At 75.6% G+C, this 25117-nt stretch carries 27 protein-coding genes and 1 pseudogene; 18 read left to right on the forward strand and 10 right to left on the reverse strand.

Annotation, left to right across the window (positions count from 1 at the left end; all coding sequences use genetic code 11):
• The first annotated feature begins 65 nt into the window (after window positions 1-65).
• From ACZ6Y7_RS27490 to ACZ6Y7_RS27505, 4 genes are all read left to right on the forward strand, one after another.
• On the forward strand, window positions 66-320 hold the full coding sequence (locus ACZ6Y7_RS27490) for a DUF397 domain-containing protein (RefSeq protein ID WP_465760615.1): 255 nt from the start codon (window positions 66-68) through the stop codon (window positions 318-320).
• A gap of 327 nt (window positions 321-647) precedes the next feature.
• On the forward strand, window positions 648-1415 hold the full coding sequence (locus tag ACZ6Y7_RS27495; protein ID WP_465760616.1) for a glycoside hydrolase family 12 protein: 768 nt from the start codon (window positions 648-650) through the stop codon (window positions 1413-1415).
• 146 nt (window positions 1416-1561) lie between these two features.
• On the forward strand, window positions 1562-2059 hold the full coding sequence (locus tag ACZ6Y7_RS27500) for a GNAT family N-acetyltransferase (RefSeq protein WP_465760617.1): 498 nt from the start codon (window positions 1562-1564) through the stop codon (window positions 2057-2059).
• 45 nt (window positions 2060-2104) lie between these two features.
• Window positions 2105-3373, forward strand: a complete 1269-nt coding sequence (locus ACZ6Y7_RS27505; RefSeq protein ID WP_465760618.1) for an ankyrin repeat domain-containing protein — start codon at window positions 2105-2107, stop codon at window positions 3371-3373.
• 273 nt (window positions 3374-3646) lie between these two features.
• Here the strand turns inward: ACZ6Y7_RS27505 and ACZ6Y7_RS27510 are convergent, their stop codons facing one another.
• Entirely contained in the window at window positions 3647-3904 is a 258-nt protein-coding gene (locus ACZ6Y7_RS27510; protein ID WP_465760619.1) for a S26 family signal peptidase, read from the reverse strand.
• 432 nt (window positions 3905-4336) lie between these two features.
• Here ACZ6Y7_RS27510 and ACZ6Y7_RS27515 point away from each other — a divergent pair, with 432 nt between their 5' ends.
• The 4 genes from ACZ6Y7_RS27515 (at window position 4337) to ACZ6Y7_RS27530 (ending at window position 7463) form a co-directional block, all read left to right on the forward strand.
• Complete coding sequence (locus tag ACZ6Y7_RS27515) at window positions 4337-4696, forward strand: hypothetical protein (RefSeq protein WP_465760620.1); 360 nt, start codon at window positions 4337-4339, stop codon at window positions 4694-4696.
• A gap of 97 nt (window positions 4697-4793) precedes the next feature.
• Complete coding sequence (locus ACZ6Y7_RS27520) at window positions 4794-5705, forward strand: hypothetical protein (protein WP_465760621.1); 912 nt, start codon at window positions 4794-4796, stop codon at window positions 5703-5705.
• A gap of 199 nt (window positions 5706-5904) precedes the next feature.
• Window positions 5905-6237 (forward strand): putative quinol monooxygenase, encoded by a 333-nt coding sequence (locus ACZ6Y7_RS27525; protein WP_465760622.1) that lies wholly within the window; start codon window positions 5905-5907, stop codon window positions 6235-6237.
• An 848-nt stretch (window positions 6238-7085) separates the two neighbouring features.
• Complete coding sequence (locus tag ACZ6Y7_RS27530; RefSeq protein WP_465760623.1) at window positions 7086-7463, forward strand: Imm32 family immunity protein; 378 nt, start codon at window positions 7086-7088, stop codon at window positions 7461-7463.
• Window positions 7464-7487: 24 nt separating this feature from the next.
• On the opposite strand, the pseudogene ACZ6Y7_RS27535 reads toward ACZ6Y7_RS27530, so the two are convergent.
• Window positions 7488-7937 (reverse strand): annotated as a pseudogene (locus tag ACZ6Y7_RS27535) (IS982 family transposase); the annotation flags it as partial.
• Between the two features lie 623 nt (window positions 7938-8560).
• Between ACZ6Y7_RS27535 and ACZ6Y7_RS27540 the strand changes: the two are divergent.
• Window positions 8561-8926 carry a hypothetical protein gene (locus ACZ6Y7_RS27540; protein ID WP_465760624.1) on the forward strand — a complete coding sequence of 122 codons (366 nt, stop codon included), beginning with the start codon at window positions 8561-8563 and terminating at the stop codon, window positions 8924-8926.
• A gap of 154 nt (window positions 8927-9080) precedes the next feature.
• Here ACZ6Y7_RS27540 and ACZ6Y7_RS27545 read toward each other — a convergent pair whose 3' ends face one another.
• Complete coding sequence (locus ACZ6Y7_RS27545; RefSeq protein ID WP_465760625.1) at window positions 9081-9641, reverse strand: TetR/AcrR family transcriptional regulator; 561 nt, start codon at window positions 9639-9641, stop codon at window positions 9081-9083.
• A 145-nt stretch (window positions 9642-9786) separates the two neighbouring features.
• Here ACZ6Y7_RS27545 and ACZ6Y7_RS27550 point away from each other — a divergent pair, with 145 nt between their 5' ends.
• Together ACZ6Y7_RS27550 and ACZ6Y7_RS27555 are read left to right on the forward strand one after the other, a co-directional pair.
• The gene (locus tag ACZ6Y7_RS27550; protein ID WP_465760626.1) at window positions 9787-10620 is read left to right on the forward strand and encodes a patatin-like phospholipase family protein; all 834 of its coding nucleotides are present in this window, start codon (window positions 9787-9789) and stop codon (window positions 10618-10620) included.
• 361 nt (window positions 10621-10981) lie between these two features.
• The gene (locus ACZ6Y7_RS27555) at window positions 10982-11923 is read left to right on the forward strand and encodes a LysR family transcriptional regulator (protein ID WP_465760627.1); all 942 of its coding nucleotides are present in this window, start codon (window positions 10982-10984) and stop codon (window positions 11921-11923) included.
• Window positions 11924-12065: 142 nt separating this feature from the next.
• On the opposite strand, the gene ypfJ is transcribed toward ACZ6Y7_RS27555, so the two are convergent.
• The gene (gene ypfJ, locus ACZ6Y7_RS27560; protein ID WP_465760628.1) at window positions 12066-12968 is read right to left on the reverse strand and encodes a KPN_02809 family neutral zinc metallopeptidase; all 903 of its coding nucleotides are present in this window, start codon (window positions 12966-12968) and stop codon (window positions 12066-12068) included.
• Between the two features lie 259 nt (window positions 12969-13227).
• On the opposite strand from ypfJ, the gene ACZ6Y7_RS27565 reads away from it, so the two are divergent.
• Window positions 13228-13758, forward strand: coding sequence for an EF-hand domain-containing protein (locus tag ACZ6Y7_RS27565; RefSeq protein WP_465760629.1), 531 nt, complete (start codon window positions 13228-13230; stop codon window positions 13756-13758).
• A gap of 306 nt (window positions 13759-14064) precedes the next feature.
• On the opposite strand, the gene fusA is transcribed toward ACZ6Y7_RS27565, so the two are convergent.
• From fusA to ACZ6Y7_RS27580, 3 genes are all read right to left on the reverse strand, one after another.
• Window positions 14065-16191 (reverse strand): elongation factor G, encoded by a 2127-nt coding sequence (gene fusA, locus ACZ6Y7_RS27570; protein ID WP_465760630.1) that lies wholly within the window; start codon window positions 16189-16191, stop codon window positions 14065-14067.
• 400 nt (window positions 16192-16591) lie between these two features.
• Entirely contained in the window at window positions 16592-17134 is a 543-nt protein-coding gene (locus ACZ6Y7_RS27575; protein WP_465760631.1) for a hemerythrin domain-containing protein, read from the reverse strand.
• A gap of 257 nt (window positions 17135-17391) precedes the next feature.
• On the reverse strand, window positions 17392-18312 hold the full coding sequence (locus ACZ6Y7_RS27580; RefSeq protein ID WP_465760632.1) for a hypothetical protein: 921 nt from the start codon (window positions 18310-18312) through the stop codon (window positions 17392-17394).
• A gap of 244 nt (window positions 18313-18556) precedes the next feature.
• On the opposite strand from ACZ6Y7_RS27580, the gene ACZ6Y7_RS27585 reads away from it, so the two are divergent.
• The 4 genes from ACZ6Y7_RS27585 to ACZ6Y7_RS27600 all read left to right on the forward strand — a co-directional run bounded on the left by ACZ6Y7_RS27585 (window position 18557) and on the right by ACZ6Y7_RS27600 (window position 21498).
• Window positions 18557-19069, forward strand: coding sequence for a SigE family RNA polymerase sigma factor (locus tag ACZ6Y7_RS27585; RefSeq protein WP_465760633.1), 513 nt, complete (start codon window positions 18557-18559; stop codon window positions 19067-19069).
• On the forward strand, window positions 19062-19949 hold the full coding sequence (locus ACZ6Y7_RS27590) for a hypothetical protein (RefSeq protein WP_465760634.1): 888 nt from the start codon (window positions 19062-19064) through the stop codon (window positions 19947-19949). Before ACZ6Y7_RS27585 ends, ACZ6Y7_RS27590 begins: the two co-directional genes overlap by 8 nt.
• Before the next feature lie 185 nt (window positions 19950-20134).
• Entirely contained in the window at window positions 20135-20704 is a 570-nt protein-coding gene (locus ACZ6Y7_RS27595; protein ID WP_465760635.1) for a DUF6328 family protein, read from the forward strand.
• Window positions 20705-20889: 185 nt separating this feature from the next.
• Window positions 20890-21498: an AAA family ATPase gene (locus ACZ6Y7_RS27600; RefSeq protein ID WP_465760636.1), complete on the forward strand. Its 609-nt coding sequence runs from the start codon at window positions 20890-20892 to the stop codon at window positions 21496-21498.
• A gap of 22 nt (window positions 21499-21520) precedes the next feature.
• Here the strand turns inward: ACZ6Y7_RS27600 and ACZ6Y7_RS27605 are convergent, their stop codons facing one another.
• Window positions 21521-22597, reverse strand: coding sequence for a GlxA family transcriptional regulator (locus ACZ6Y7_RS27605; RefSeq protein WP_465760637.1), 1077 nt, complete (start codon window positions 22595-22597; stop codon window positions 21521-21523).
• A gap of 52 nt (window positions 22598-22649) precedes the next feature.
• Between ACZ6Y7_RS27605 and ACZ6Y7_RS27610 the strand changes: the two genes are divergently transcribed.
• A complete protein-coding gene (locus ACZ6Y7_RS27610) occupies window positions 22650-23054 on the forward strand; it encodes a cupin domain-containing protein (RefSeq protein WP_465760638.1) in 405 nt (134 codons plus the stop codon).
• A 25-nt stretch (window positions 23055-23079) separates the two neighbouring features.
• On the opposite strand, the gene ACZ6Y7_RS27615 is transcribed toward ACZ6Y7_RS27610, so the two are convergent.
• Both ACZ6Y7_RS27615 and ACZ6Y7_RS27620 read right to left on the reverse strand, forming a co-directional pair.
• Entirely contained in the window at window positions 23080-23475 is a 396-nt protein-coding gene (locus ACZ6Y7_RS27615; protein WP_465760639.1) for a hypothetical protein, read from the reverse strand.
• Between the two features lie 118 nt (window positions 23476-23593).
• Window positions 23594-23995 (reverse strand): winged helix-turn-helix transcriptional regulator, encoded by a 402-nt coding sequence (locus ACZ6Y7_RS27620; RefSeq protein WP_465760797.1) that lies wholly within the window; start codon window positions 23993-23995, stop codon window positions 23594-23596.
• A gap of 172 nt (window positions 23996-24167) precedes the next feature.
• Here ACZ6Y7_RS27620 and ACZ6Y7_RS27625 point away from each other — a divergent pair, with 172 nt between their 5' ends.
• On the forward strand, window positions 24168-25106 hold the full coding sequence (locus ACZ6Y7_RS27625; protein WP_465760798.1) for an NADP-dependent oxidoreductase: 939 nt from the start codon (window positions 24168-24170) through the stop codon (window positions 25104-25106).
• The last annotated feature ends 11 nt before the right edge of the window (window positions 25107-25117 follow it).

Consider the following 25117-nt stretch of genomic DNA (forward strand, 5'->3'; position numbering starts at 1 on the left):
ACACGGACCCGGCCGCCAGGAGATCCTGGAACCGAGTCCGTGCCGCAAGAACCAAAGCCGGACAGTTGGGGGGAATCCCCTATCGAACACCCTCTGAGAGAAGAGGGATCACCCTGGACACCGCCCTCATCACGACCTGGCGGAAGAGTTCGTACAGCGGTGGAAGCGGCGGCCAGTGCATCGAGGTCGCCGACGGCTTCGACACCGTCACGCCTGTGCGCGACTCCAAGGACCCCTCCGGCCCGGCGCTCGTCTTCACCTCCGCCGCCTGGCAGTCCTTCGTCACCGCCGTCCGCACCGGCGAATTCGACGCCCACTGACGGCACTTACACGGCCCCGCCACCCCCACCGGGTCGGCGGGGCCGTTGCGCGACCGGATCCCGTCGAAGCGGTTCGAAAGCGCTTCGACAGAGAACGGGTGAAAGAACTGTGCCCCCCTGCGCAGAGCCTTGCTGAGCGGACGGCCCGTCATTACCGTCCCCAGAACGCAAGCGCTTCGACGCTTCGCACCGGCGCACGGCCGGCCCGGTGCTCGAAGCAGGGCGACTGCGCACCGGCCCCGCCGGCGCGCGCCACCTCGCGACGCCGGGATCCGCCACCAGGCCGGAGGGGTCGGAACCACCCGACGCCGTCCTCGGAGGGACACCATGAGATGGCACACCCGTAAGTCCACCAGCGGCAAGCCGCCCGGGTTCGCTCGGCCGGCCCTGGTCGTCGCCGTGATCGTCGGGTTCCTGGGCCTCGCGTCCCCGGCGCAGGCCCAGGTGTTCTCCACCTGCGACCAGTGGGGCTCGTACTCCCAGGGCTCCTGGACGATCTACAACGACATCTGGGGCAAGAACGCCGGCCCGCAGTGCCTGAACGTCAACAGCATCAAGTCCTGGTACGTGGACGCGAACCACTCCGGCGGCGGCGTCAAGTCCTACCCGAACACCGGGGTGCGGCCCCGGACGCCGCTGTCGCAGCTGAACTCGGCGGGCTTCTGGTACGACACCTCGTCCGCCCCCGTCGCCGGCGCCGACTGGTGGAACTGGACGAGCGACCTGTGGTCGACCGGCAACCAGGACGAGATCATGGTCTTCACCGACTGGTCCGGGACGGCGGCGGGCGGCTGGGGACGGCAGATCGCGTCCGACGTGACCATCGGCGGCATCCGGTACGCGTCGGTCTGGCAGGCCGATCCCGGCTGGAACGTCCTGCAGCTCATCCCCGCCCAGAAGACCGGCACCGGCACCGTCGACGCCTCGGCGGTCTGGCGCTGGGCCGCGTCGCGGAACCTCCTGCACAACACGACCTTCGACACCATGCAGTTCGGCATCGAGATCACCTCGACCGGCGGCGTGCAGAAGCGGTACTCGCTGAACGCCTACAGCGCCTGGTGGAGCAACACCTCCGGCGGCGGATCGAGCATCTAGCCCAGCACGCCCGGGAGTGGGAAGTCGGAGCGGCCGACTTCCCCCTCCCCCGTGCCCGTCCGCACCGTCGCGTGGGCCGGGTTGCGACCGTGCGACCGGGCGAGTGGGCGAGCGGCCGTGTCGGTGGCGGAGCGTATCGTCCGCGCATGAGCACCCTTCGCCTCGAACCGTGGTCCGACGCCGGTCTGGAGATCCTGCACCGCCAGAACACCCCCGCGATGACCGAGCATCTCGGGGGGCCCGAGACCGAGCAGGCGGTCATCGAGCGTCACCGGCGCTACCTGCGCCTGGACGGCGGCGAGATGCTGATCGTCCGCCTCGGCGAGGAGGCGATAGGTTCGGTCGGGTACTGGGAGCGGGAGTGGGGTGGTGAGGACGTGTACGAGACCGGATACGGGATCCTTCCGAAGTTCGGCGGCCGCGGCTACGCCGCGGAGGCCCTGCGGTCGGCTGCCGAGCGGGCGGCGGCGCGTGGCACCCGCGACCACCTGCACGCGTTCCCCCACACGGACCACGCGGCGTCGAACGCGGTGTGCCGCAAGGCCGGGTTCGAGCTGGTCGGCACGGTCTCCTTCGAGTACCCCAAGGGCACCTGGCAGCAGTCCAACGACTGGCGGCTCGACCTGCGCGCCCTGCGCGTCTGACGACCGCGACCAGGGCCGCAGCGACCGGGGGGCAGCACGCACCACATGACCGAGGAGCCGCTCATCGGGGCCGTCCGCGCCGGCGACGACGACGCCGTCCGGCTGCTGCTGGAGGACGGCGCCGATCCCGAAGCCGTCGACGCGCAGGGCACCTCGGCGCTCTGCCTGGCCGTCGCGGCGTTCGACTCCACCAGCGCCGGCTACCTGGTCGAGGCCGGGGCGGACGCGCTGCGCCGACTGCCGGACGGAAGCACGCCGTTGCTGCGGGCCGTCGACAGCGGCTCGGTCGGTCTCGTCCTCGAAGTCCTCGGCGACCGGACCCTCCCCGACGCGGCCGTCCGCGCCGGACTCCTCGCGCGCGCACGCCGCTGGCACGAACGCGGCCCGCTCGCCGTGCTGCGGGAGCGCACCGGCGGCGCCCCGGGCCCGGTCGAGCGCACGACGGTGCGGGACCGGGCATGGAGCACCTGGTACCACGAGCTGCGGCTCGCCGGTGTGGCCGTGCGCGACGGCCACACCGGCGTCCTCACCCTCCTGGAGGACCGCTTCGGACTGCGCCCGGGCGTCGGCGAGTCGGCCGAGCGGGCACGCGCGCTCGAGGTCACCGACGGGGAGCACGCCTCCTGGTCGGAGATCGTCCGCACCCTCGCCGCCCGCCAGGACGACCCGACGTGGCAGGACGCGGCCGCCCTGCGCACCCACCCCGACCCGCTGCACCGCCGCTTCGCCGCGGACGTCCTGGCCGCCCTGCACCTCGGGGGCTACCGGCACGGCGCCCGCAGCCCCTTCACCGCCCGCGCGCTCGCGCTGTTCCTCGCCTGGGCCGGCGAGGAGCGGCACCCGCAGGTGCTGGCCGCCCTCCTCACCGCCCTGGGTCACCACGAGGACCCGAGGATCGAGCCGCTGGCCCTGACCCACGCCGCGCACCCGGCCCCGCAGGTGCGCGGCGCGGTCCCCGGCCTGCTGGAGCGCGTCGCCTCCGGCCGCCCGGGGCACTGGACGTACACCCCGGCCGGGCTGGCGGCGATGCTGCGCCTGGCCCGGGACCCGGACGCCTCCGTGCGCCGGACCGTCGCCTGCCGGCTCGCCGAGTGCCGCGACCCGGCGCCCGGCATCGGGGAGGCGCTGGCCGAACTGGTCGGCGACGAGGAGCAGATCACCCGCATCCACGCGGTGTCCGGGCTGGCCGAGCGCGACGATCCGCGCTGTGTGGCGGGCGCCGACCGGGTGGGGCCGGTGGCGGACCGGGCCGCGTGGTCCTGGCTCCTCGACGCGCCCGCCCGCTACCAGCGGCGCGCCGCCGCCGCGGACTGACGGGCCCGGCCCTCGGCCGCGCGGCCCCGCGGGGCGCCCACTGCCCGACGGCGACCTGCCCGCGAGCTGACGGGTGGTGCCGTCGTCGGGTACGGGCGAGCCGGGACGGGGACGGGCGCGGAAGGGCGTCGGCCCTCCGGTAGGTGTCGGCCCTCCGGTAGGTGTCGACGCGGGTGCGGGGAAGGGCCCCCGCGACACCCTGGCCGATCGCGATCACGGCTGCCCGGCGTCCGGCCGGGAACCCCGCGAACGCGCGGCCCCGGCCCGGCGGTCTCAGGCCGTCTTGCCCTCGGTGCCGGGCCGGGGCACGCCGTCGACGGCGACGCAGGTGCCGAAGACGCGGTCGTGGCCCGTCCAGCCGTTGACGCGGCCCCGGTTGTTGCTGATCTGCACGCGCCTGCGGGCCGGATCGACGGCCGACACCAGGTGCAGGTACACCGTGCCGACGACGCGGGCGAGGACGATGTCCCCGGTCTCCAGCCTCGCCGGGGTATTCGGTGCCCCGGCGCGGGCCGGGCGGGCGCCGCGCACCGGGCCAGGGCGCAATCACCCGTCCGGCCGGTGCGGCGGGGCGGTGCGGGCAGGGGCGGCTGGCGGCGGGGGCGGTGCGGGCAGGCGCGGGCAGGGCGGTCGGCCGTGGCGGCGGGGCGGTGCGGGCAGGGGCGGGCAGGGCGGTCGGCCGGGGCGGTGCGGGCAGGGCGGTTGGCCGTGGCGGCGGAGACGGTGCGCTCGCCGGGCCGGGCCTACACGGGGGAGCGCAAGGCGACCGCCCGCTCCCCCGGCGGGCCGACCGCCGCCGACACCCAAACATGTCGTGTTCCGTACAACTTCGAGGTGGTTTCGCGGCCCTCCGGCCCCGGTCAAGCGGCTCGCACCGCCGTTGCGCCCGGCGGCGGATCCTCTTCATGGGCCGCGATCACCCCGGCGGCCCGACACCCGGACACCTCGACCGAAGGATTCCCCATGCAGATCGGCAGGAAGCTCCTCACCCTCACCGCCACCGCCGGCCTGGCCCTGGCCGGGATGGCCGTGGCGGCGCCGGCGAACGCCATCGGCGCGGTGGGCTGCCCGACGAACGGACTCACGGTCACCACCAGCGGCAACGGCAACTACTGCGCCGCGGGCTCCATCGGCTACAAGAACACCAGCAGCCTGTTCGGGATCGGCCAGATCAGCCACGTCATCTACGAGTCGACCGCGTGGAACTGGGCCGCCTTCTACAACTCCAGCGGCGTCATCAAGCTGCAGCCCGGCCAGTCCACCGGCAACCTCGGCGGCGTGATCACGTACGCGCTGGAGATCGACAACCCGAACTGGACGTGATCCCCGGCCCCACCGGCCCGTGAATCCGGCAGCCGCCACCGACCCCGCGGTCGCCCCTGGCGGGTGCCGCTCCGCCGCGCCCGCTCCCGGAGGACGAATGAAGCGCTCCACCACCTCTGCCCTGACGATCGTCCTGCTGGCGGCCCTGGCGGGTTGCGGTACGGGCGGCACCCGCCCGGCGCCCCCGCAGCTGGGCGAGATCCCCACCATCACCGGCGTCGGCCAGGTGGTGCGCCCCATCGACGCCTACCTCCCCACCCCGGCGCAGACCCGGACCGTGGAACGGGCCGCCTACCTGACCAGCGCCCTGTGCCTGCGGCGGCTGGGCATCACGGAGGAACCCCCCGGCGCGGACCCGGCCCCGGCCGAACCCGCCGACCGGGACATCCGCTCCCCGCTGTACGGGTACTTCGCGCCCGACCGCGTCGCGACCACCGGCTACGACGCCGTCGTGGCCCCGGGCACCGGACGGCCCACCTCCGCCGCCACCCTGCAGGTGCTCACCGGACGGGACGCGACCGGCACCCCGGTCACCGCCTACCAGGGCCGGACCGTCCCCAAGGGCGGCTGCCTCCAGGAGGGCCTGGACGCCGTCGGCGGAGCCGTGCTCCTGAGCTCCGACCCCTCCGCCCTGCCCGGCGGCGGGCCGAAGGAGCCCCTGACGGACCCTCGCGTCGTGGCCGCCGACCGGCAGTGGAGCAGCTGCATGAAGGACCATGGCTTCACCTACGCCACCCCGGCCGACGCCTACATGGACCCGCGCTGGCGCGACCGGACCCAGGGCCCCGCGACGGCCGTCGCCCACACCCCGGCCGAGCTCGCCACCGCGGCCGCCGACGACGCCTGCAAGCGGTCCACCAACTTCATGGGGATCGCGCTCGCCGTCCAGGCCGCCTACGACCGGCAGTACATCGCGGCGCACCCGCAGGAGCTGGAGACGTTCGCCCAGGGCGTCAGCCGGCACGTCGCCGACGCGCAGAAGGTCGTCGCGCAGGGCGCGGCCGGGTAGCCGCGGGCCGGGGCGGGCCGTTTCGCGCGGCCCGGCTTCGCGCGGAGCCGGTTCGGCGTGGCGTCGGCTTCGCGCGGAGCCGGTTCGGCGTGGCGTCGGCTTCGCGTGGCGTCGGTTTCGCGCGGCGTCGGTTTCGCGTGGCGGGCGGGGCTCGGGCAGGGTGGGGCTCGACCGTTCGACCCGAACCCGGAGACCACCCGTGATCTTCATCACCGTCAAGTTCCCCGTCCGCCCCGAGCACAGCGACCGGTGGCTGGACATCGTCCGCGACTTCACCGAGGCCACCCGCGCCGAGCCGGGCAACCTCTTCTTCGACTGGTCGCGCAGCGTGGACGACCCGCACGAGTACGTGCTCGTGGAGGGCTTCCGGGACGGCGAGGCGGGCCGGGCCCACGTGGAGTCGACGCACTTCCGCCAGGCGATGGACACCCTGGCCGGCGCCGTCGCGGCCAAGCCGAGGATCATCAGCGTGGACCTCCCGGACCGCGAGGGCTGGGACCTGATGGGCGAGATCACGCCGCGCGAGGCCTGACCCCAGGCCGCACACAGGCCGCCGGCCCGCCCGAAACCCTCACCCTGGACCTGAGCCTGAGACTCGGGCCGGGGAACCCCGTCCGGGCGCGCTCCCGGCGCCCGGCGCCAAAAGTCGGTCCGCCCGACTTCCCGTGCCACTCCCCTCCCCCGGCCCGCACCCGGGGGAGCAGCGGACACGGGGGCCAGGCCGTGGTCGCAACGGCCGGACACCGCACGTTCCCACCACTGCCGCCGGCGCGCCCGCACGAAAAGTCGGCCCGCCCGACTTTTCGTGCCGTGCGGGTGACCGGACGCCGGGTCAGGGGGTGGCGGAGCGTTCGGTGCGGCGGGCGGCGAGGCGCTCGGCGGCGGCGAGGGCGCGGGCCCGGTCGTGGTCGGCTCCGGTGAGGCGGGCGAGGATCGCGGCGGGCGGCCTGACCTTCCCGTGGCCCGCCGCAGTGGCCCGCGGGGATCTCGGGCAGCGGCCGAGCCCCGGGGTGCTCGACGTCGGCCCGGCCGAGGCGGTGGCACGGCCTACGGCACGGGCCTGGGAACGGGCCCAAGCACGGGCCGGGGAACGGGCCGGCCGGGCCGCGGTGTGCTTCGGCGGGGCGTTCGGCGCGGCCGGGTCGCTCCTGGTCGCTGCTGCGCGAGGGGCCGCCCGGGGATCTGCGGTTGTCCGTCCCTCCCGCCCTCGCGGGGCGGGCCGCCCGTGTTCGGCCCCGGCGGGTCGTGGAGCATGGCCACCGTGCGGGCGCGGTAGCGGCGTACGGGGGCGGGGTCGCGCCTGGCCGCCCTTGCTGCCCCGGACGCATCACGGGCGATCCTGCAGGCATCATGGGAGCCCGACCTTGAAGGAGTGCCCCCGTGAGACTGGTCTCCGACCCCGCATACGACGAAGTGGATCTCTCCGCGTCGGCGGAAGAACTGAACCACTTGGCAGACGCGGTGGCCGAGGGCGAGGGGCTGCTCGCCTCTTCGCCGGGCAGCGATGTCCTGGCGGGAGTCGAGGTCAAGAACGCTACCGGCCCCGGGGTCTCTATCCGCCTGGACTCCGAGCGGCAGTTCCTTGTGATCAGCGGTGACTCCGCAGGCAGGGCGGTGCTCGCGGACAATCTGCGCGGCATGGCCTCCGCCGAGGACGGCGGTCACCTCCACGTCGAGTACCCCGGGCACGACTACCTCGTTGAGGGGTCTGTGCCGTTGGTGGTCAACAGCCCGCACGGGGGCATGCCAACACGGTGAGTTGGCGGCCGCTCGATGCGACCAGTGATCGTAGGCAACCAGCGACCGGGTGACCGGCGCACCGATCGTGTTGTTGTGCCAGATCCGGCGGCCATCGCCAGGACGCGCCGGGCTACCCGGATGGCGAAGCCCTCGAAGGTTCGACCACCGTGTTCTCCAGGTCGCGCTGGCCTTTGAGGGTGTCGTTGACTGACTCGATCAGCTGGCGCACCTTCTTGAGAATCGGCTCCCCGAACCGCTGCTCTCCCGCTTCCGAGAGGGCCTCAGCAGTTGGATGCCCTGCTCGGCGAGGGCCCTCTCAAAGGGCAGGGACGCGAAGCCCTTGTCCGAGATCAGGAGGATACCCGCGCGGCCGGCGATCAGGTCGGCGTCGACCTCCAACATGGCGGCGAGGAACTCGCGTTCACCGATCTTCGGGTTGGCCAGCGCCCACATGATCGGCATCCCGGTCGGCGTGCAGACGAGGTAGGGTCGCCTCTGGTGCCGCATCGAGCGGCGTGTGCCCGTGGTGACGTGTCGCCCGGTGGCCGTGGCGGGCGGCACCGGTGGGCCCGCCCGGCCCCGTCGCCACGCCGCGGCGCCCCGGGAGGGCCCTGGTGGGGCGTCAGTCGCCGCTCGCTGGTCGGTCGGATCGCGAAGTAGACGACGAGCCCCAGGACCACGGCGGTGAACGCGGTCAAGAACGCCCGGAAGCCCTCGGAGCTGGTGGGCAGCCAGCCCTGCGCCAGGCCGATCAGCAGGACGACGTCGAGCACCACCGCGAGCACGTAGCCAGGACGCTTCATCCGTTCGTCTCCCTCCCCGGAATCCGTTCGCACCCAAGCCGCTCCGCGCGCCCGAGGAGGCGCGAACGCCCCGGAGGGCCATGGCCGCTCGCCGGCGACCCGCTCACCGGGAACAGGGGCGAAGGCTCCCCGAAGCGGCACGAGGCACCCGTACGGCGCCGGGGCGAGGTGCCCGTACGGCGCCCGGGCGTGCGGGGCAAGGCGGCGCGCCCCTGTCGGATGTCAGGGACCGCTGCGGGGCGGGCGTTCCTAGGCTGACGGGCACCGGCCCGGCCGTCGCCGGGCCCCTCACCAGCCAAGGGAGTACCACCCATGCGCAGGATCACCCACGCCCTGGCCGCCCTCGGCCTCGCCACCGCCGCCCTGACCGCGATGGGCACCGGCAGCGCCGGCGCCGCGGACGGCTCCTGGGCGAACTGCCCGTCGGGCGCGGTCTGCATCTACCCGCAGAACCAGAACCCGGCCGTCTCCCCCACCGACGTCTACTACAGCTACGGCGCGCACAACCTGCAGAACCAGTACGGCAACCACTGGGTGCTGAACAACCAGACCGGCGGCGCCCACGCGCACCTGTGCCGCAGCTCGGGCGGTGGGAACTGCGTCTACGACATCCCGGCACAGAACGGCGTCTACTACGACCTGGGGCCGATCAACTCGATCACCCTGGACCGCCCCTGACGTTCCGTCAGTGAAGCCGGGCGTGCCCGCCGCACGGGGGAGCGGCGGGCACGCCCTTTTCCGGGCGGGGACTCCGCGGGGACGTGGGGGGACTCCACGGGGGCTCCACGGGTGCTCCACGCAGCGGGCGGCGGCACGGCCGGGGCCCCGGGGGTCAGGCCCCGAGCAGGGCGGCGAAGCGTTCCAGGGCCCGGTCGGCGCGTTCGCGGTCGCCGGTGAGGGTGAGGTCGAGCAGCAGGCCCCGCAGGACGGCCATCAGCAGGGTGGGGGTGGCGGTGTCGTCCTCCCCCTCGGTGACGTCGCGGAAGACGGCGCCCAGGGTGTCGAACCAGTCGGTGACCGCTCGGGCGCGGTCCGGGTAGTGCTCGGGGTGGGCCAGCAGGTCGGCGTGGACCTCGAAGAACAGCCGCACGAACGGGGCGCGTTCGGGCGCGCTCAGCCACGTCCAGATGCCGCGCAGCCGCTGTGCGGGGGTGCCGGCCGCCCGCGGCGGGCAGCCGGCCAGGCGCGCGGCACCGCGGCGGCGGGCCTCGGCGAGGACGGCGGCCACCAGGTCCTGCTTGCTGCCGAAGTCGTAGAGCAGCATGCGCGGGCTGGTGCCGAGGGCGGCGGCCAGCGGGCGCAGATTCAACGCGGCCAGTCCGTGGGCCAGGACGTGGTCGGTCGCCCGGGCCAGGGTGCGCGCGCGCCGGTCGGGGTCGGCGGGTCGTGCCACGGCGGTCCGTCCTTCCTCGGTCTCCCGGGGTTCCCGGGGTTCCCGGGGTTCCCGGGGTTCCCGGGTTTCCTCCGGCGGCCGGTGAGGCCGGGTCAGGTGCTGCGGGAGAGTTTATGGTACGACTGTTTCAAGAATTCGGAGGGGGATGACCGTGACGGACAGGACGTACGGCCGCGCGCTGGTGCTCGGGCCCGGGGGCCGGCTGGGCACCGCCTGGACGGCCGGGCTGGTGCACGGGCTGCGCGAGGCCGGGGTGGACCTGGACGCGGCGGACCTGACGGTGGGCACCTCGGCCGGCGCGATCGTGGCCGCCCTGCTGACCACCGGGCAGGACCTCGGGCGGCTCGTGGACCCCGCGCGGCGGCCCCCGGCCCCCGCCCGCAGGCCCGACCCGGCGGTCCAGGGCGAGGTGTTCGCCGTGCTCGGCCGCGGCCTGGACCCGGCCGAGGCCCGCCGCCGGGTCGGGCGCATCGCGCTGACGACCGCCGACGACGGCGCCGAACGCGACCTGCTGGCCCGCCGCGAGGCCCACCTCGGCGATCCCGTCTGGCCCGAGCGGCGCCTGCTGCTCACCGCCGTCGACGCGGCGAGCGGCGAGGCCCTGGTGCTCGCCGCCGGCGACGGCGTGCCGCTGCTGCGCGCGGTCGCCGCCTCCAGCGCCTTCCCGGGCGTCGAGCCGCCCGTCACCCTGCCCGGCGCACGCCACGCCATCGACGGCGCGCTGCGCGCCGGCACCAACGCGGACCTCGCCGCCGGAGCCCGCACCCTGCTCGCCGTCGAACCCCTCGCCCACCGCCACCCGCCCACCGACCTCACCCCCTGGCCCGCCGCCCTCGCCCTCACCCCCGACGCCACCACCCGCGCCGTCCTCGACACCGAACGCACCGACTGGGACACCTGGGTCGACGCCTGGCACCAGGGCCTGCGCCAAGCGGCCGCGGCCACCGATCGCGTCCACGCCCTCTGGACGGCCCGCTGACGGCCCCCTGCCCCTGACGGCGTCCCTGCCGGCCACCACGCCACGGCCCTCCACCACCCCCCGGCCACCGGCCACCGGCGCAGCCCCCGGGCCGGCGCAGCCGCCCGTCCCGCCGGCGCCCCCGCCGGGGTCCGGCCACCGCGACCCCGGCTCGCCGGGGCGCGAACGCCGACCCGCCCGTCCCGGGCGGGACCCGTCGGCCGCGACCGGCCGTGGCGTGTCCTTCCCCGTGCCGGCGGCGGCCGAGCCGTTCCCCGGTGCGCGGTCCGCCTCCCGGCGGCATGACGCCGCGGATATCGCGTCTACGATCACCATCGCTGGGGCGTTATGCCGTCGGAGGCAGGGAAGGACGTGACCCCGGGTGGACCTGAACACGCTCACGCACTTCCTCGCCGTGGCGCGGCTGGAGCACCTGAGCCGCGCCGCCGATCAACTGCGGGTCGCCCAGCCGTCGTTGAGCCGCAGCATCGCCCGGCTGGAGGCCGAGCTGGGCACCGCGCTGTTCGAACGCGGCGGGCGGCTGCGGCTCAACGAGGCCGGACGGATCTTCCGCGGCCACGTCGAGCGCGCGCTCGGCGAACTGGACGCCGGACGGCGGGCGGTGGCCGAGGCCGCCGGTCTGGGCTTCGGCACGGTCCGCCTCGCCTCGGAGACCTTCCTGGCCTTCGGCGGGCCGCTGGCGGCGTTCAAGGCGGCCCATCCCGGCGTGGAGGTCGAGCTGCACCAGCTGTCCGCCGAGGAGATGGGCCGCCGGCTGCGGGCCCGGGACATCGACCTCGCCGTCGCCTCCCAGCCGCTCACCGCCGCTCCTCCCACCCCCCGGGGCCCGCAGTCGTCCGCGCCGTCCGCCCCGGAGGCCGTCCTGGAGTGCGCGCTGCTGCTCGACGACGAGGTCGGCCTGGCCGTCGCCCCCGGCCATCCCCTGGCGGCCCGCGCCTCGGTCGCCGTCGAGGACCTCGCCGACCAGCCGTTCATCGCCGCCCACCCCGGACACTGGCAACGCCGCCTGCTGGAGCGGCTGTTCGCCGCCCACGGCCTGGTGCCCCGGATCGTCTGCGAGGCCGACGAGGCCGGCGCCATCGCCGAACTCATCAGCGCGGGCCTGGGCATCGGCCTGGTCCCCGCCATCGCCCGCCGCACCTCGACCCGCGTCCCGCTGGCCTGGGTCACCGTCGACGCGGCCGACTGCCGGCGCCCCCTCACCCTCTCCTGGAACGCCGGCCCGCGCCTGCCCGTCGCCGCCCGACTGCTACGCGACGCCCTCATCGCCTGGGACTGGCAGGGCGGCGACGCAGCGAGCTGACACACCCGCCGCCCACCGACCCACGTCCCGTCGGCCCGGCCCACCGTCGACACGGCCCGCCGCCGCCCGCCTGCCACGCCACACCCTCACCACCCGGGACCGGCAAGGCGGCGACGCACCCGGCCGGCACACCCACCGCCCGCTACAGCTTCGCCGCCGAGAAGGTGTCGCACTGGGCGAGGTCGCCGCTGCGGTAGCCGGTGGTGAACCAGGCCTTGCGCTGCGCGGAGGAGCCGTGCGTCCACGCCTCCGGGTTGATCCGCCCGTTGGCCTGCTGCTGGATGCGGTCGTCGCCGACGGCCGCGGCCGCGTCCAGGCCCTGGGCGATGTCCTGGTCGGTGAGCGCGGCGATCAGCGGACGCCCGGTGGAGGGCTGCGGGGTGGTGGTGGCGTGGTGCGCCCACACCCCGGCGTAGCAGTCGGCCTGCAGTTCCAGGCGCACCGAGGCGCTGTTCGCGCCCTGGCGGTCGGCGCCGACCTTCTGCATGGTGCCGGTGAGGTTCTGGATGTGGTGGCCGTACTCGTGGGCGACGACGTAGGACTCGGCGAACGGGCCGCCCTTGGCGCCGAAGCGCGTGGAGAGCTCGTCGAAGAAGCCGAGGTCGACGTAGGCCCTCTTGTCTCCGGGGCAGTAGAACGGGCCGACCGCCGAGGTCGCCGACCCGCAGGCGGTGGAGACCTGGCCGGTGAACAGCACCGTCTCGGCGTTGCGGTACGGGAGGTTGGTGCGGCGCGGCAGTTCGGTGCGCCAGAACTCCTGCAGGCTGTTGGTGACCGCCACGATCCGGCAGTCCTGGCGCTTGTTGGCGTCGGCGCCGGTCTTGCAGGCCTGCTGCGCCTCGCCGGCGGTGCGCGCCCCCGAGGAGGAGCCGGAGCCGGAGCCGGAGGACAGGCCCAGCATCTGCGGGTCGACGCCGAGGACGATCGCGAACAGCACCGCGAGCAGGCCCACGGCTCCGCCGCCGATGGCGACCTTCCCGCCCGGGATGCCGCGCCGGTCGTCCACCTGTGAGGTGTCGAGGTCGCCCTGGTCGTCGAACTGCATGCCCTGCCTGCCCGCTTCTGTCGTGTTCCGCCCCACCGGTGACGGGTCCGTACCGTCGACGGCCCGGCGGGCCCAGCCTACGGCCCGCCGGGCCCGCCGCGGCGCAGCGGGGCCCGGGGCCGGCCGCGCCCCCGCCATGCCCCCGCCACGCCCCGGTCGCGGCCTCGGTCGCGGCTCCGGTCGCGCCTCCCGCGTCCGTGCTCGTCCCGTCGGTAGCGTCCCGTGCGCAATGCCCTGACCAGGAACGGATGGTGGCGGAATGTCCGATGCGGCGAAGCGGCGCATCTTCGCGATGCTGGACGCCGACGGCGACGGTGTGATCACCCGCGGCGAGTACCTCGCCCGGGTGGACCGGGCGGCGGCGGCCTGCGGGCGCGAGGCGGGCGATCCGCTGGTCGCCGCGGCGCGGGCGGCCCACCGGGAGGTCTTCGCGCGGATGGACGGCGACGGGGACGGCGGCGTCACCTTCGAGGAGTACCGCGACTGGGCGGGTCACGAGGCGTTCGAGCAGAGCTGCCGACCCGCCCTCGGCTCGCTGTTCGACCTCGCCGACGGCGACGGCGACGGGCGCCTGACCCGGGAGGAGTTCACCCGGCTGCGCACGGCGACCGGCAACCCGTCCGACGGGGCCGCCGCCGCGTTCGACGCCCTCGACGCGGACGGCGACGGCGCCGTGGACCGCGCCGCCTACCTCGCCGCGATCCACGCCTTCCTCACCACCGGCTCCTCCCCCATGGCGGGCGCCTACGCCGACGCCCTCGCCGACGCCCGGGAGCCGTCCGCCCGCTGACCCCGGCCCGTACGGCCTGCGGCGCGCGCCCGGCGGTCGGACGGTCGGCGGTCGGGCGGCCCGGGGCGGCCGCTGCAGGGCATCGGCGGATGGCCCGCGACGGGGAGCCATCCCGGACCGCGTGCCCGCTCAGCGGCTCTGCGCATCATCCCCGCCGTGCGGCCCCTTCCGAAAACGGGCAAGGGTCGAACGGGCAAGGGTCGAACGGGCGAGGAGCTGGCGAGCCGGTCAGCCGGAACCCCCGACGACGGGCACCGGCGGCCCGGCCCCGACCCCGTGCCGGGGCCGGGGCCGGGGCGGGCGGGGTCAGCCCGTGGTCGCCGGGGCGGGGGCGTAGCCGGCCGGGCGGGTGGTGAAGGTGCCGCGGCCCTGGGTGCGGCTGCGCAGGCGGCCGGCGTAGCCGAACAGTTCGGCCAGCGGGACCAGGGCGTTCACCTGGGCGTTCGCCGGGGCGCCTGCCGGAGCGCCTGCCGAGGCGGTGCCGCGGGCGGGGGTGGTGGCCCGGACGTGGCCGCGGCGGGCGGCGAGGTCGCCGAGGACGGTGCCGAGCGCGTCCTCGGGCACGGTGACGGTCACCTCCGCGACCGGTTCCAGCAGCCGCAGGCGCGAAGCCCGCAGGGCCTCGCGCACCCCGAGGCGGGCGGCGGTGCGGAAGGCGAGTTCGCTGGAGTCCTTGGGGTGGGTGGCCCCGTCGGTGAGGGTGACGGCGACGCCGGTGACCGGGTGGCCGCCGAGCGGGCCCTCGGCGAGGGCCTCGCGGCAGCCGGCCTCGACGGCCTGCACGTACTCGCGCGGCACCCGCCCGCCGGTGACGGTGGAGGCGAACACGAAGTCCCCCTGGTCGCCGTCCTCCAGCGGCCGGACGTCGAGGACGAGGTGGGCGAACTGGCCCGCGCCGCCGTCCTGTTTGGCGTGCCGGTACACGAAGCCGGTGACGCCCTCGACCAGCGCCTCGCGCAGTGCGACGGTCGGCGCCCCGGTGACCGCCTCGACGCCGGCCTCCCGGCGCACCTTCTCCACCGCGACCTCCAGGTGCAGTTCGCCCAGCCCGGACAGGGTGCGCTGGCCGGTCTCGGGGTCGGTGGCCAGGCGCAGCGAGGGGTCCTCCTCGGCCAGGCGGGCGAGGGCGGCGGCGAGTTTGTCGGTGTCGGCGGCGCGGCGGGCCTCGACGGCGACGGTGACGACCGGTTCGGCGCTCACGGGTGCCTCCAGGCGGATGGGGTGGTCGGGGTCGCACAGGGTGGTGCCGACGCGGGCGGCCTTGGGGCCGATGACGGCGACGATGTCGCCGGCGCGGGCGTGGTCGGTCTCGGTGTGGCGGTCGGCCATCACCCGCAGGATGCGGGCGACGCGTTCGGTGCGGCCGGTGGTGGTGTCGAGCACGGTGGCTCCCTTGCGCAGGGTGCCGGCGTACAGGCGCAGGTAGGTGAGGCGGCCGGTGGGGGCCGCGACGACCTTGAACGCCAGGGCCGTCAGGGGCTGTTCGGGGTCGGCGGTGCGCTGCCGGGTGTGCTGCGGGTCGTGGACGGGCGGGAGGTCGAGCGGGGAGGGCAGGTAGGCGACGGCGGCGTCCAGGAGGGGTTCGATGCCGCGGTTGCGGTAGGCGGAGCCGCACAGCACGACCACGGCCTCGCCGGTGCGGGTGAGTTCGCGCAGGGCGGTGGCGAGGGTGGCGGCGGTGACGGCGCCGCGGGTGCAGTACTCCTCCAGGGCTTGGGGGTTCAGTTCGGCGACGGCCTCCTCCAGGGCGCGTCGGCGTCGGGCCGCCTCGTCGGCGAGGTGCGCGGGCACCGGGCCCTCGGCCGCCGGCGTGCCGTCGCCGTCCCAGGTGAGGGCGCGCAGGCGCAGCAGGTCGACGACGCCGGTGAACGACTCCTCGGTGCCGATGGGCAGGTGGACGGCCAGCGGGCGCGGGTGGAGGCGTTCGCGGATGGAGGCGACGGCGGTGTCCAGGTCGGCGCCGGCGCGGTCGAGCTTGTTGACGAAGGCGATGCGGGGCACGCCGTGGCGTTCGGCCTGGCGCCACACCGACTCGGACTGCGGTTCGACGCCGGCGACCGCGTCGAACACCGCCACGGCGCCGTCCAGGACGCGCAGCGAGCGTTCGACCTCGTCGGCGAAGTCGACGTGGCCGGGGGTGTCGATGAGGTTGATCCGGTGTCCGGCCCAGGTGCAGCTGACGGCGGCGGCGAAGATGGTGATGCCGCGGTCGCGTTCCTGGGGGTCGAAGTCGGTGACGGTGGTGCCGTCGTGGACTTCGCCGCGCTTGTGGGTGGTGCCGGTGAGGTAGAGGATCCGTTCGGTGACGGTGGTCTTGCCGGCGTCGACGTGGGCGAGGATGCCGAGGTTGCGGACGGCGGCGATGGCGGCGGTGGCCGCGGTGGTGCCGGTGACGGTGGTGCCGGTGGTGACGGTGGTGGTGTCGGTGCGCATGGCCCGGGTGCCTTTCGAGGCGGTGTCCTTCGGGTGGGCGCGCGATTGGGCCGGTGCCGACGTTTTGCCTGACGGACCGTCAGCCATCTTGACGCGTAAGGCCCGTCGGTGGACGGGCGGGGCGTCGGCGGTTCAGGACGGCCGTCCAGGCGGGCTGTTCAGTCGGCTGTTCAGGCGGCGGCACGGCTCCGGTGCCGGCCGCGCAGCGGGCACCGGGAGGACGGGGACACCAGGATCACCTCGTACCGCGACGCGGGAGAGGGGGCGGCGGCGCTCTGCTTCGGCACGGCCGCTCGCCCCCTCTCTCGTCTCGTCCATCGGCACGGTTCGCCGCGCGGCGCGGGTGCGGCGCGGCTGCTCGGCGAGTGTAGGGAGCGCGGATCGGTCCGCGCGACGGGTTTTACGGCGCCCGGTCCGGCGGGGCCGTGAAGCGCAGCACCGGGTCGGACCAGCCGTCGTCGGTGACGCCGGCGTCGAGGGCGGCGGAGACGGCCCGTTCCTCGTAGCGGAAGTGGGAGTCCACGATGGCGGCCAGTCCGTCGAGTTCGCGTCCGATGGCCTCCCGGTCGGGGCCGGAGGGTGCCGTGGCGGCGGCCCGGTCGGCGAGTTCGCGTACCCGGGTGAGGATGGCGGCGATGTACCCGTGGTCCTCGACGAGTTTGGCGATGGTCGGTGCCAGGTCGGGGCGTTCGTGGAGGAGTCGGGCGAAGAGGCCGTCGTCCTCGCCCCGGTGGTGGTGGGTCAGGGCGGTGCAGAAGGCCAGGCAGTGGGCGAGCAGCGGGTCGTCGCCGCCGCTTGCGGCCGGGCGGGGCCGGCCGGGGCCGACGCGCAGGTCGGCGCGCAGGTCGGCGCGCAGGTCGGCGAGGTGGCGGCGCAAGTCCTGGTGCGCTCGGGAGAGTTGGAGGCTGAGGGCGGCCGTACGGCCGGTGTCGCGGGAGGCCACGGGTGGCGGTCCCTTCGGTCGCGCACCTCCATGCCTGACGCGGTCCGTCACCGGCACGCGATGCGGCGCCCAGCAGATCACGCGATCCGATCACCGGGCAAGCCCGCAGGCCGCCGAGCGCACGACGGGCGCGGAGCGTCGCCGCCTGGGCCAGGTGTCCTCGGCCCGGCCGGGCCGAGGACCCGGCCGGGCCGGCGGGAGGGCGTGGTGGAGCGGAGGGCGGCCGCCCCACCGCCGGGTGCGCGGTCGGCAGCGTCCTACGGGCGGGTGTTCTTGACGTTGGGCTGCGTCTTCTGGTTGTAGATCTCCTTGCCGTCCGCGGCGTAGGCGTGGACGTAGGAGGTCGGGTCGAGGTCACCGGGGGTGCCGACGGAGACGGCCGCGGCGTGGACGAACGCGCCGCCCGCCATGACGGCCGGGTACTGCGTCGGGTCGTCGCCGTAGCTGATGGTGATCTTCGCGACGTCGGACGTGTAGTGCCCGGTGTCCAGCGAGAGGTACTGCCCGGCGGCACCGGTCGGCTCGCTGAAGCCGTCGAAGAACTCGACGAAGTGGCCCACGCCCCACAGGCGGTCGTTGATGAACGTGGCGGGGACGGACGAACTGGTGCCCTTGCCGCCCTTGGACTGGCACTGCACGTACTGGCCGGCGGAGTCGACGGCGAGGACCACGCCGTCGGTTTCCGGCGAGGCGACCGGCGTGCGCAGGGCGATCACCGCGTGGTACCGCGACGCCTCGGAGCCCAGGCAGGAGCCGAGGATCTCGGCGGTGGTCCCGGCGTCGATCGGGGTCGTGGCCGTGCTGGTGACGGTGAAAGCGGCCGCCGGGCGAGGGGCCGTGGCGGTGGGCTTGCCGAAGGCCGTTGCCGAGGCGGAGGGCCCGACGGTGGGCGAGGCGGAGGCCGACGCGGTGGGCTTGCCGGAGGCCGTTGCCGGGGCGGAGGGCCCGACGGTGGACGAGGCGGAGGCCGACGCGGTGGGCGAGGCGGAGGCGGAGGCGGTGGCGGAGGGCCCGACGGTGGGCGAGGCGGAGACCGACGCGGTGGGCGAGGCGGAGGCTGAAGCGGTGGCGGAGGCAATGGCCGGGGCGGTGGGCGCGGCGGCGGCCATTCCCCCGGCGGTGGCGATGGCCGCGACGGTGACGGTGGCGGCGACGAGCGTGGTCGGGCGGATGCGCATGAATCCGGGTCCTTTCCTGCGGGCGTCCGGGTGATGCCCGCGCCCCTGTACGCCTCCTGCCGGCCGGCAGGTCGCACCCCGCGTACGTGATCCAGGTCATAGGCCGCGGATGCGACCCGTGGACCATGCTCGTGCGTACAGGGCGGGAGGCTCCGCCCTGCACGCACGGTTACGGGGCCGAGGGGCCTCCTCGCGGGCCGCCTGTGCCGCGAGCCGACGGACAGCCCTAGAAGAGAGGCCCTTGATGACGCCACAGGAGTTCGACGCGTTCTACGCGGCGTCCTTCTCCCGCCTGACCGGGCAGCTCTACGCGATAACCGGCAACTGGTCCGAAGCGCAGGACGTGGTCCAGGAGGCCTTCATCCGCGCGTGGGACCGACGGCGCACCCTCGACCCGGACGACGCCCCGGAGGCATGGATCCGGACCACGGCCCGGCGGCTGGCCCTTTCGCGCTGGCGGCGTCTGGTCCGGGGCCTGCACCTGGCCGGACGCCACCACCACCGAGAACCCCCCACCGTCGAGCCGCCCACCGAGGAGCACCTGATGCTGGTCACCGCGCTCCGCGACCTGCCCGAGGCGCAGCGAGGCGCCCTGGTCCTGCACCACATGTGCGACCTGTCCGTCGAGCAGGTCGCGGCCGAGACCGGCGCCAGCGTCAGCGCCGTCAAGAGCCGCCTCTCCCGCGGCCGGACCGCGCTCGCGGCCAGACTCGCCGACCAGATCCCGACCGGCGAGGAAGGAAAGCTCCGTGTCTGACCCCGTCCACGACACCCTGGGCGACCGGCTGCGGTCGCTCGGCACCCGGATGTCCGCACCGGTCCTGCCCGCTGCGGAGATCCGCCGGCGCGCCGACCGGCGCCGCCACCGCCGACGAGCCCTCACCGTGACCGCGGCCTGCGCCGCAGTGGCCCTGGGCGTGGCTCTTCCGTCCGTGCTGCGCTCACCGGGACCACCACCACGGGCGGCCGCCACCGGCCCCTCCTCCGCGTCGGCCTCCCCCCGAACCCCGGCCGTCTCCTCCGCGCCGGTCTCCCCCCACCCCACGCCCGCCTCCTCCGCGCCCTCCCCCCTGCCGACCGCTTTCACCGTCACCAGCACGGCCACGACCCCGATCGACGCCGGGACCACCGCCGAGATCCTCGCCTCCTGTCTCGGCTCCGAGGCGTCGCGGTACCACGCGGTGATCGCCCTGCGCACGCCGGTCGCCTCACCGGACACCGACGGCGTGGTCCTCGCCGTCGACTCCGCCGGCCAGTACGTGCAGTGCCAGTCCAAGGGCGGCAAGGGCACCAGTTCGTCCGTCCCCCCGACATTCATCAACGACCGCCTCTGGGGCGTGGGCCACTTCGTCGAGTTCTTCGACAGCTTCAGCCAGCAGGCCGATGCCGCCGGGCAGTACCTCTCGCTGGACACCGGGCACTACACGTCCGACGTCGCGAAGATCACCATCAGCTACGGCGACGACCCGATGCAGTACCCGGCCGTCATGGCGGGCGGCGCGTACGTCCACGCCGCGGCCGTCTCGCCCGGCACCCCCGGGGACCTCGCCTCCCCCTACGTCCACGCCTACGACGCGGACGGCAAGGAGATCTACAACCAGAAGACGCAGCCCAACGGCAAGAAAGCCCGCCCGTAGGGAGGTCCACCGGCGCCGGGACGCGCCCGCCCTGCTTCCCCCTTCCCGGCGCCGCGTCCTGCCACGGGCGCGGGAGCACCGGCATCGCCGCCCCCGGCCACGACGGCGAGGACGCCCCGCCAGGACCGCCCTCGCCCCGCACCGCCGTACCCCCGACCCGCCCGGCCGCGGCCACAATGTGACGCATGGACAGCACCCCGCCGCCGGACTCCCCTCCCCCGCAGTCCCCGCCGCCGGACTCCCCTCCCCCGCCGTCCCCGCCGCCCTCGCCCGCGCCCCCGCCCGGCTGGGAGAACCCCGCCGTCCGGGCCGACCGGCGCCTGGTGGAACTGCTGCAGGAACTGCGGGTGCTGCAGACCGGGGTGCAGATCGTCTTCGCCTTCCTCCTCGGCGTCGCCTTCACCCCGCGCTTCGCCGAACTCAGCGACGCCCAGCAGGACATCTACGTCGCCACCCTGCTGCTGACCGTCACCGCCTCCGCCGTCCTCGCGACCCCCGTCGCCCTGCACCGCGGCCTGTACCGCCACCCCGGCAAGAACCGGATCGTCACCGTCTCCGCCCGCATCGCCCAGGCCGGCCTGCTGCTGCTCGCCGCCGCGCTGAGCGGCGCCGTCCTGCTCGTCCTCGACGTCGTCCTCGGCACCGCGGTGGCCGTCCCCGTCACCTGCCTGGTCGCCCTGGTCTTCGCCACCCTCTGGTTCCTCCTGCCCTGGGCCGTCCGCCGCGCCACCACCGCCCACCACGACCGCCCCTGACGCCCGACGGCCCGGGCCGCCCGGCCCGGGCGATCCGAGGCCGTGGATCCGACGCCGGAGCACCGGCCCCGGTGGTCCTGACGCCCGGTGAGCCCGACGCCGGTGATCCTGACGCCCGGTCATCCGGCCCCGGGTGATCCGGCCCCGGTGATCCGGCCGGCCGCCGGGCCGCCTACGGTGACGGCATGCACACCGACGACAGTCCGTGGGACGTCCTGCTGATCGGCGGGGCGTCCGGGGTCGGCAAGAGCCGCGCCGCCGCCCGACTCGCCGCGCGGTACGGGGCGTTCGTCGTGGAGTTCGACGACGTGGTGGCCGCGCTGCAGGCCGCGACCACCCCGGCCACCCACCCCGGGCTGCACCACTTCGCCGGCGCCGACCCGCAGGACACCCCGGACCCCGAGCACGTCCTCCGGCTGCAGACCGCCACCGCCCGCGCCCTGGACGACGCGCTGCTGGGCGTCGTGCGCAACCGGCTCACCGTGGACGTGCCCGCCATCGTCGAGGGCGACTACCTCACCCCCGACGCCGCCGCCCGCGCCGCCGCCGAGGCCGCCGGAGGGGGGCGGCGGGTGCGGGCGGTGTTCCTCCACGAGGGCGACCCGCACCGCATCGCCGCCAACTACGCCGACCGCGAGCCCGCCTGCGGCCCCCAGCCCGAACGCGCCGCCGTCAGCGCCGCCTACTCCGCCTGGCTCGCCGACCGCGCCGCCGCCCACGCCCTGCCCGTCGTCGACTGCCGCCCGTACGCCACCCTCACCGAACGCCTGGCCGCCGCCCTCGACCCCGCCTGAACCGCCCGCACACCCGCAGGCCTCAGCCGGCCCCGGCCCCGCCCCCGGCCCGCGCCCCGAGCCCGACCGCGGACTCCGCCCCGGCCCCGCCCCCGCCCCCGGTCCCCGCCCCGGGCTCCGCCCCGAAGCGGCGCCGGTACGCCGAGGGCGTGATGCCCGTCTGGCGGCGCATCAGCGCCCGCAGGTTCGCCGCCGTCCCCAGCCCGCTGCGCCGCGCGACGACCTCGAAGCGGCACTCGCCGCGCTCGATCAGCCGGTACGCCAGCGCCAGCCGCTCCCCCGTCAGCCACGCCAGCGGGGTCGTGCCCAGCTGCGCCCGGAAGCGGCGGTGCAGCGTCGCCGGGCTGACCGCCGCCCGCGCCGCGAGGTCCGCCACCGACAGCGGCGCGTCCAGCCGCTCCTGCGCCCAGGCCAGCACCGGCGCCAGCGACTCGTCCGGCAGGTCCGGCATCGGCCGCTCCACGAACTGCCGCTGCCCGCCGTCGCGGTGCGCCGCGAAGACCAGCCGCCGGCTCACCGCGTTGGCGACCTCCGCCCCGTGGTCGCGGCGCACCACGTGCAGCCCGAGGTCGAGCGCGGCCGCGCTGCCCGCGGCGGTGAGGATGTCGCCGTCGTCCACGAACAGCACGTCCGTCTCCAGCCGCACGGACGGGAAACGGGCCCGGAAGGCGTCCGCCCACTGCCAGTGCGCGGTGGCCCGGCGCCCGTCCAGCACCCCGGCCTCGGCCAGCGTGAAGGCCCCGCTGCACAAGCCCATCAGCCGCGCGCCGCGCGCGTGCGCCCGCCGCACCGCCTCCAGCACCTCACGGCGCCGGGGCACCTCGGGGTCGGGCCGGTTGGGCACGATCAGGGTGTCCGCGTCCTCGGCCGCCTCCAGCCCCGCGACCCCCGTGAGCGTGAAGAACCCGTCCCGCATCAGGGTGCGCGGCCCGGGCGAGCACAGCCGGAAGTCGTACAGCTCCCGCCCGAGCTCCGGCCTGCGCAGACCGAACACCTCGGTCGCGCAGCCCAGCTCGAACGGGTTGGAGTTCTCGTCCACGATCGCGACCACCCGGTGCAGGCCGGCCGCACCGGACCGGTGCGAGGATTCTTGCGCCATGTGCGATTCCTAGCACTCGCGCCGGCCGGCCGGGAAGGGCCAGGCTGGGCCCATGAGCAACCAGCCCTCCCGGCCCGTCCCCCTGCACGAGGCCCTGGCCTCCTTCGACGCCCTGTGGAGCCCGCGCATCGTCACCCGCGTCAACGACTACGACGTGCGCGTCGCCAAGGTCGCCGGCGAACACCTCTGGCACGCCCACGACGACACCGACGAGTTCTTCCTCGTCCTCGACGGCGAACTGCGCATCGCCCTGCGCGAGCCCGACGGCGAACGCACCGTCGTGCTGCCGCGCGGCGCGGTGTTCACCGTCCCGCGCGGCACCGAGCACAAGCCGTCCTCCCCCGCCGGCGCCTCGATCCTCCTGTTCGAGCCCACCGGCACCCCGACCGTGGGCGACCGCCACGACGCGGTGCCCGACCACGTGGACGCGACCACCGGGCACGCCCTCGGCACCTGAGCCCGCGGACCGGGCCCGGTCGAGGTCAGCCCTCCTCGATGTCCGAGATCAGCTTGGTGCTCAGGTCGCTCTGCACCGCCAGCCGGGTGTGCCCGGCGTCCGGGCCGGTGCCCCAGGTCAGCGTGACGGTGGTGAACAGGTGCCCGGCACCGGAGTCGTGGTAGCGCACCTCCCAGCGGGTCGGCACGTCCTGGGCGCGCAGCACCCCGTCGGCGTGGTTGACCTCCTCCCAGGCCGCCAGCCGCTGCCTCAGGTCCTCGGTCAGGTAGTGGGCGCGCAGCTCGTCGCCCAGGTCGTCGGTGCCGTCGTCGACGGCGTCGATGTACGCGCCGTAGAAGTCGGCGACCCGGTCCACGGCGGAGTCCGGACTGCCGCCCCGGACGGCCGAGCCCGCGGCGGTGTCGGTGTCGGTGTCGGTCATGGGTGTTCCCTCTCGTCGGCGTCGGGGCCGTGCGGCCCTCAGGGCCCAACGAGCCCGGGACCGGCGGGTTTCGGGCACGAAGCACCGCGATCCGCCGCTCCCGCCGCCGAGTCGGCGGTCAGTGCGGTGCGCCGTGCCCGTCGTCGTACGCGGCGCGGGCCTGCAGGACCTGCGGCATGTGGGACTCCGCCCAGGTCTTGATCGCCCGCATCAGCGGCAGCAGGTCGCGGCCGAGCTCAGTGAGCTCGTAGTCGACGCGGGCCGGGACGCCGCCGGTGACGGTGCGGCTGAGCAGGCCGTCGCGTTCCAGGGCGCGCAGGGTCTGGGTGAGCATCTTCTCGCTGACCCCGGCCAGGCGGCGGCGCAGCTGGCTGTAGCGCTGCGGGCCGTCGGCGAGGGCGTTGACGACCAGACTGGTCCACTTGTCGCCGATCCGGTCCAGGAGTTGGCGGGCCGGGCACTGGGCCACGTAGGCGTCGAAGCCGGCCGCCTCGGCGGCGCGGCGCTGGGCGGTGGTCATGGTCGGCGACACGGGGGCTCGCTCTCCTTTCCGTTCGGTACGCACTTCGCGGTGCGTGCTTCCCGCCGGAGAGTAACTCTCCATAGGTTGGCCGGTGTTCCCCCGGGCGTTCGCGAGGACGCGAAGGGAGCGGGGGACGCGGAGACGTGAGGACGTGAGGGGTGTGGTGGCGGTGCGTACCGTGGTGGTGCGGGAGTTCGGCGGTCCCGAGGCGCTGGAGCTGGTGGAGGTGGCGCGCCCGGAGCCCGGGTACGGGCAGGTGCGGGTGCGGGTGGCAGCGGCCGGGGTCAACCCGGTGGACGCGGCCACCCGCGCCGGGCTGCTCGCCGGGGCCGGGCTGATGGCGCCGAGGGCGGTGACGGGCATCGGCTGGGACGCGGCCGGGACGGTCGACGCCACCGGCCCCGGCGTCACCGGCTTCGCCCATGGGCAGCGGGTGCTGGGACTGCGCGACCGCCTGGACGTCGACCTCGGCGCCTACGCCGAACACCTCGTCCTGGACGCCGACGCCCTCGCGCCCCTCCCGGCCGGCCTCACCTTCGAACAGGCCGCGACCCTGCCCCTCAACGGCCTCACCGCCCTGCAGGCCCTCGACCTGCTGGACCTGCCCGCCGGCGCCACCGTGCTGGTCACCGGCGCCGCGGGCGCGGTCGGCGGCTTCACCGTCGAACTCGCCGCGCTGCGCGGCCTGCGGGTCGTCGCGCTGGCCGGGGCCGGCGACGAGGCGCTGGTCCGCGCGCTGGGCGCCGAGTGGTTCGTGCCGCGCACGGTCGGCGATGTCGCGGCGGCCGTCCGGGAGTTCGTGCCCGGCGGCGTCGACGGTGCCGTCGACGCGGCGCTGCTGGGGGTACGGGCGCTGGGCGCGGTGCGCGGCCGCGGGGCGTTCGTGGCGGTCGCGGGCGGCAGCGAACCGGTGGGCCTGCGCGGGATCCGGGTCGCCAACGTGTGGATCACCGCCGACGGCCCCGCCCTCGCCCACCTCGCCACCCTCGCCGCCGACGGCCGCCTCACCCTGCGCGTCGCCGACACCCTGCCGCTGGAGAAGGCGGTCGAGGCGCACGAGCGCCTGGCGGCGGGCGGCCTGCGGGGGCGGCTGGTGCTGGCGCCCTGACACCCTTGTCG

The sequence above is a fragment of the Kitasatospora sp. NPDC053308 genome (assembly GCF_055585785.1).